Annotated in this window: 3 protein-coding genes; 1 reads left to right on the top strand and 2 read right to left on the bottom strand. The window is 53.6% G+C overall.

Annotated elements, in window-relative coordinates; genetic code table 11:
* Window positions 1–41: 41 nt before the first annotated feature.
* Entirely contained in the window at window positions 42–554 is a 513-nt protein-coding gene (locus QVO43_RS05640; protein ID WP_022487580.1) for a transcription repressor NadR, read from the bottom strand.
* A gap of 297 nt (window positions 555–851) precedes the next feature.
* Window positions 852–1,688, bottom strand: a complete 837-nt coding sequence (gene murI / locus QVO43_RS05645) for a glutamate racemase (RefSeq protein ID WP_118287216.1) — start codon at window positions 1,686–1,688, stop codon at window positions 852–854.
* Window positions 1,689–1,972: 284 nt separating this feature from the next.
* Here murI and QVO43_RS05650 point away from each other — a divergent pair, with 284 nt between their 5' ends.
* Window positions 1,973–2,308, top strand: coding sequence for a DUF3870 domain-containing protein (locus tag QVO43_RS05650; protein ID WP_022487582.1), 336 nt, complete (start codon window positions 1,973–1,975; stop codon window positions 2,306–2,308).
* Window positions 2,309–2,487: the final 179 nt, after the last annotated feature.

A 2,487-nucleotide genomic window follows, 5' to 3' on the forward strand; every position in this document is an offset into this window, starting at 1 on the left:
AGGGGCTGCCGCGTAGGCGGCAGCCCCTTTTGCATTTTCTTTTATTCCACCAGCACCCCCAGTTTCTCCAGGGCTTTGCGGATGGCTTCCATTTCTTCTTCGGTGTTGGTTTCCACCAGATGGGTGTGGATTCCGTTGGACATGGTGGACAGCAGCGGTGCCTTTGTCTCCTTCATCCGCTGGATGTACAGCTGCACGTCTCTCCGGGACCGGAGGTTCAGCTCCCCTTCCATGAAGCCGTATACCTCATGTTCCACAACCACATTGTGGACAACTCCCCCGTTATCCACAATGGCGTTCAGTTCCGCCTCCACCTGGTCCGCCCCATGGCGGCACAGGAAGGATTCCTGCACCCCGTGTTTCCGGAACTCCTGGAGCTGATAGCCCCGCGGGGTGGAAATGATGGGGGTTCCGCTGGCCCGCAGCAGGGCAATGTCTCCTACGATGATCTGACGGCTTACCTGGCATACCCTGGCCATGTCCGTTCCGGTCACCGGTTTGTCGGCTTTTCGGAGCATGGCCAGGATGGTATCCCGCCGTTCTTTGTTTTCCATAATTTTTCACTCCCCGCCTGATAATGATTATTTCATTTCTTTTTATTATATACGAACATTTCTAAAAATTCCACATTCCCCGACTATTTTCTTTTTCCTTGTCATGACTCTCTCCCTGTGCTAGCATAAAAAATACCTGAATCAATAGTTACACTGTATGGAGGATCCTGATTGTCATGAAGGAATACAAAAGCAGATGGGCGGTTTTTGCCATGTCCCTGCCCATCTGCTTTGAAATCATACTGCAGCGGTGATTTAAAGAGGGGGTGTTGCACGCAACGTGCAGCACCCCCTCTTTCACGCCGTTTTTCCTTCTTTTTCCGGTTGTTCCGGATCTTTTTTCAAATCGATCAGATGGAAGCTGCACTTGCTCAGATCCAGCATCCGGGCCGCCAGCCGCCGTCCCCGTTCCAGGTCGGCGGTAAAGCACACTTCCGCCCGGCCCAGGCCATCCGTCCGTGCCAGCCCCCGTTTTTCCAGGTTTTCCAGAGCATCCTGGGCGGTCCGTTCCGCCGGATCCAGGATGGTCACTTCCGGACCGAATTCCTCTTCGATTTCCTTCCGGACAAAGGGATAATGGGTGCAGGACAGAAGTACCGTATCCACATGATGTTCCCGGAGCTTGTCCGCATATTCGTGGATGGCCGCCTTCAGTTCCGGCGTGCCGAATTTCTCTCCTTCGATCAGCGGCACGAACTTGGGACACCCCTGTCCGAACACCTGGATTTCCGGGCTGATCCGCTGGATTTCCCGTTTGTGGGCCCCGGTGGATACGGTGAAATCCGTGGCAAAAAAGCCCACCCGGTTGTTCTTCGTCACTCCCGGGACCATCCGGGCGCCTTTGGCCATGCCGATCACGTCAAAGGAATGGTTCCCCTTGATCACGTCCAGCCCCAGCACCGTAATGGTATTGCAGGCCACCACCAGCTGTTTGATGTGCCGTTTGTCCAGCCAGTCGGTCATCTCTCCCACAAACCGGGTGATTTCTTCCCGGGGCCGGTTGCCGTAAGGGGTCCGGGCCGTATCCCCGATAAAGATGAAATCTTCGTGGGGCAGCTTGGCCTGGAGCCATTTCAGGACGGTGAGCCCGCCTACGCCGGAATCGATTACGCCAATGGGTTGCTTTGCCTGCATCATGATACTTTACCTCCTGAACTCAAACAAAAAAGGCCTGAACAGACAGTCCCATGGGGAAGGACTGCCGATCCAGGCCTTACAGACGGTCAGAAACAGGGGAAACTGTTCCCAGATCCATAAGGATTTATCCAGTTGTCTTATACTTTCTTCATAACATGTTTAGTATAGCATATTCCCGTCAGCAGTGCAACAGAATTTTGTGAATTTTTCGTCCTGTCATTGACCCCTGCCGGCTTTTTGTGATACCCTAAAATCAATTCATTGCAAAGGAGCTTTCCTCTATGGACAAACACTATCCTTCTGATTCCATTTTTGTCACCGGGGTGGCCAAAGTATCCCGGGAAGATGTGATCAATACCCTGTACGGCACCTTCACCCTGAGCCTAGTAATCCAGCGGAACACCGGCCTGATCCTCCACTGCAGCGCCAACATGATCATGGCGGACACCATCGCCTTTCTCCAAGACATCCTGATCGGGAAAAACCTGCTGAAGGACATGGACCGGATGGTGGAAGAACTCCGCAGCCGGTTTCTGGCCCTGTCCCAGAAGGCGGTGATCGCCGCCCTGAAAGACGCCCAGAACCATTTTTTGACGGTGTATCCGAGGGAGGTGTGAATACCCCCTTCCAGTCACTAGTCAGCAGTCACCAGCCTACAGCCAACGAAAAATTTACAGGCAAATTTTTGAAATGGATAAGCCGAATCCGCAGGGTCGGTTCAAGACTTTTGCCTCTGGCAAAATGTCGCCAGAGCCGCCCGTCTGCAGACACACAGCAAAACACCCCGGACAGCCAC

Origin of the sequence: Acidaminococcus sp. CAG:542, assembly GCF_000437815.1 — a bacterium.
GTDB lineage: Bacteria > Bacillota > Negativicutes > Acidaminococcales > Acidaminococcaceae > Acidaminococcus.